This window comes from Roseburia sp. MSJ-14, from assembly GCF_018918225.1.
Lineage (GTDB): Bacteria > Bacillota > Clostridia > Lachnospirales > Lachnospiraceae > Petralouisia.
In genome coordinates this window covers 1-3,239 of sequence record NZ_JAHLQD010000055.1, presented here as the reverse complement: position 1 = coordinate 3,239, position 3,239 = coordinate 1, and the positions used below count along the sequence as shown (strand labels likewise).

Here is a 3,239-nt window from a genome sequence, read left to right as displayed (position 1 = left end):
AGATGTGTATAAGAGACAGGTCTTCTGCTGGATAGCGTCGAGTGTCTCAAAGCTCAGACCGGCCCAGTTGTCGGGATACACGCCGTGGATGTTGCCGATGCCGGCAGCCAGCATTGTAACGCCGAGGTCTGCGACCATCTTGCACTCTTCGGGATCGGCACATTCGCCCATGCCGACTACGCCGTCTTCCTCGCCGCCGATGGAACCGACCTCTGCCTCGATGGACAGACCCAGATCGTTGCATACGCCTACGAGCTCCTTGGTCTTGGCGATGTTCTCTTCGATCGGATAATGAGAGCCGTCGAACATGATGGACGAGAAGCCCGCCTCGATGCACTTCTTAGCGCCCTCATAAGAGCCGTGATCCAGATGCAGCGCGACCGGAACGGTGATGCTCAGCTCTTCGAGCATACCGTTGACCATACCGACAACGGTCTTGTAGCCGCACATATACTTGCCGGCGCCCTCGGATACGCCGAGGATAACGGGAGACTTGAGCTCCTCCGCGGTCAGCAGGATCGCCTTTGTCCACTCAAGGTTATTGATGTTGAACTGACCGACCGCATAGTGGCCTGCCTTCGCCTTTGTGAGCATTTCTTTCGCGTTAACTAATGGCATAATAATTCCTCCTAAAAGATATTTTCAAATGACATTATATCCATTCAAGGCTATTATACCATCTATGATCTTTGCGTGCAATATCCAAAGAGAAAATAAAGTTGCTTTTGTCGAGATTATTTTTCTTGCGTATCGCGTATATCTGTATTATAATGAATATGTATGCGGCTGGCGGCTGCGGATCATTCCGACGCGAGGATCCCCTGTTGAAAATGCCGCAAATATACAGCAGTCCCTTATGCGGGATTGCCGCGGCTCTTATTGAGCCTTACTATGACAATACCGAGGAGAGAATCATCATGCCTTTTATCAACGCTAAGTTTTCAACCACCGTGACCCCCGATAAGGAATATGAGCTGAAAGCCGCGCTCGGCGAGGCGATCACCCTGCTGGGCAAATCCGAACGCTACCTGATGGTCGAGATCGAGGATAACCGCCGGCTTTACTTCGGCGGCGAGAATGACAAGCCGATCGCGTTCTTTGACGTATCGCTGCTGCACTCCGCGCCCCGCGCAGCCTATGAAAAGCTGACCGAACGCCTCTGCGGTATCGCAGAGGAGTATATGGGGATCGACGGCGATCATGTGTACGTCAAATTTGAGGAAACGGAAAACTGGGGATATAACAGCTTTATGTTTTAAATGCCTCCCCCTCATCGGGAAGGCAAAGAAAGGAACACTATGAAAAGCTATCGCAAGGAGCTGTGGTTCAATGTGCCGCAGCGCAGAAAGATCATCAACATCACCCGCGACGTCGAGGCTGCGATCCGTGACAGCGGGATCAAAGAGGGGCTTGTCCTCGTCAACGCGATGAACATCACCGCGTCGGTATTCATCAACGACGACGAGCCGGGGCTGCATCAGGATTATGAGAAGTGGCTCGAGAAGCTCGCGCCCGAAAAGCCGTACTCGCAATACAACCACAACGGCTTTGAGGATAACGCCGACGCGCACCTGAAGCGTACCGTCATGGGACGCGAGGTCGTCTGTGCGATCACCGACGGTCAGCTGGACTTCGGCACATGGGAGCAGATCTTCTACTACGAGCTGGACGGCAAGCGCCGCAAGCACGCATTGATCAAGATCATCGGAGAATAGAGCGACTTTGTCGCAGTGAAGAACAAGGGAGGAAATCATATGAGAATCGTTGTACTTGCCGGAGGAATCTCCTCCGAGCGCGATGTATCGATCCTGTCCGGCGCAAGGGTCGCCGCGGCGTTACGCACCAAGGGGCATCAGGTCGTCTGTATCGACCCCTACATGGGCTATGAGGAGCCGCTTGACAGCATCGACAGATTATTTGAAGAAAACTATGATTTTACGGGCGACGCTGCGATCAGCACCGAGGCGCCCGATATCGCCGAGGTCAAAAAACGCCGCAAAAATCAGTCTGACGTTTATTTCGGCGATCATGTACTGGATATCTGCCGCGCGGCGGACATCACCTTTTTAGGGCTGCACGGCGGCGAGGGCGAGGACGGCACCGTTCAGGCGGCGCTGGCGCTGAACGGTATCAAATACACCGGCTCGGATATGCTCGGCGCGGCGATCGCCATGCACAAGGGCGTCACCAAGGGTATTTTTCTCAACTCCAACGTGCCTACCCCGAAGAGCCGTCTGTTCAAGCGCGACTTTACCGGCAGCAGTTATCTGGACGAATGGGATACCTATCCCTGCGTCGTCAAGCCCTGCTCGGCAGGCTCGTCGGTCGGCGTGCAGATCGTCACCGACCGCAACGATCTGGTTGCAGCGATGGCGGCGGCGTTCACCTATGACGACGACGTACTGGTAGAGGAATACATCCGCGGACGCGAGTTCTCGGTCGGCATCCTCGGCGGCAAAGCACTGCCCGTGATCGAGATCATCCCGAAAGAGGGCTGGTATGATTACAAAAACAAATATCAGCAGGGCGCAACCAAGGAGGTCTGTCCCGCAAAGCTGAACCGCGATATCACCAAGAAGATGCAGCGCGAGGCGGAGCACGCCTATGAGGTGCTGCGTCTGAAGGCGTACGGCAGAGTGGACTTTTTGCTCGACAAAGACAATAACTTCTATTGTCTGGAGGCAAACACCCTGCCCGGCATGACGCCGATGTCGCTGCTCCCGCAGGAGGCAAGAGCGGACGGGATCGAATATCCCGAGCTGTGCGAAAAGATCATCGAGCTATCACTGCAAAAAGTCAAAAAGTAACCACAGTGTCATTGCGATGAGCGAAAGCGACGTGGAATGACAGAGAAGAGGCAACCATGAAACCCATCACCCTACAAGAGGTCGCGAATGCATGCGGCGGCGTGCTGCACGGCGATCCGAATATCAAGATCACATCCATCGTCACCGACAGCCGCAAGGCGGCCGACGGCTCGCTGTTTGCGGCGATCAAGGGCGAGCGCGTCGACGGTCACCGCTTTATCCCGATGACCGCAGAGCAGGGCGCGGTATGCGCACTGTGTGAGGACGCGCCGCAGATCGACACGCCCTACATACAGGTGGAGTCGACCCTTGTCGCCCTGAAAGGGATCGCCGAATACTACCGCTCGCTGTTCACCATCCCGTTCATCGGGATCACCGGCAGCGTCGGCAAGACCTCGACCAAAGAGCTGATCCTGTCTCTTATACACATCT

Annotated in this window: 5 protein-coding genes; 4 read left to right on the top strand and 1 reads right to left on the bottom strand. The window is 55.1% G+C overall.

Translation table 11 applies throughout. The features are described from left to right. On the bottom strand, positions 1-618 hold a 618-nt coding region (locus KQI83_RS15580), incomplete at its 3' end, for a class II fructose-bisphosphate aldolase (RefSeq protein ID WP_216559946.1). 299 nt (positions 619-917) lie between these two features. Between KQI83_RS15580 and KQI83_RS15575 the strand changes: the two genes are divergently transcribed. The 4 genes from KQI83_RS15575 to KQI83_RS15560 form a co-directional block, all read left to right on the top strand. Beyond that, positions 918-1,259, top strand: a complete 342-nt coding sequence (locus KQI83_RS15575; RefSeq protein WP_216559944.1) for a phenylpyruvate tautomerase MIF-related protein — start codon at positions 918-920, stop codon at positions 1,257-1,259. A 39-nt stretch (positions 1,260-1,298) separates the two neighbouring features. Beyond that, a complete protein-coding gene (locus KQI83_RS15570) occupies positions 1,299-1,715 on the top strand; it encodes a secondary thiamine-phosphate synthase enzyme YjbQ (protein WP_216559942.1) in 417 nt (138 codons plus the stop codon). A 39-nt stretch (positions 1,716-1,754) separates the two neighbouring features. Then, positions 1,755-2,807 (top strand): D-alanine--D-alanine ligase family protein, encoded by a 1,053-nt coding sequence (locus KQI83_RS15565; RefSeq protein ID WP_216559939.1) that lies wholly within the window; start codon positions 1,755-1,757, stop codon positions 2,805-2,807. 56 nt (positions 2,808-2,863) lie between these two features. Then, a partial coding sequence (locus tag KQI83_RS15560) for a Mur ligase domain-containing protein (RefSeq protein WP_253295677.1) occupies positions 2,864-3,239 on the top strand: 376 nt, incomplete at its 3' end.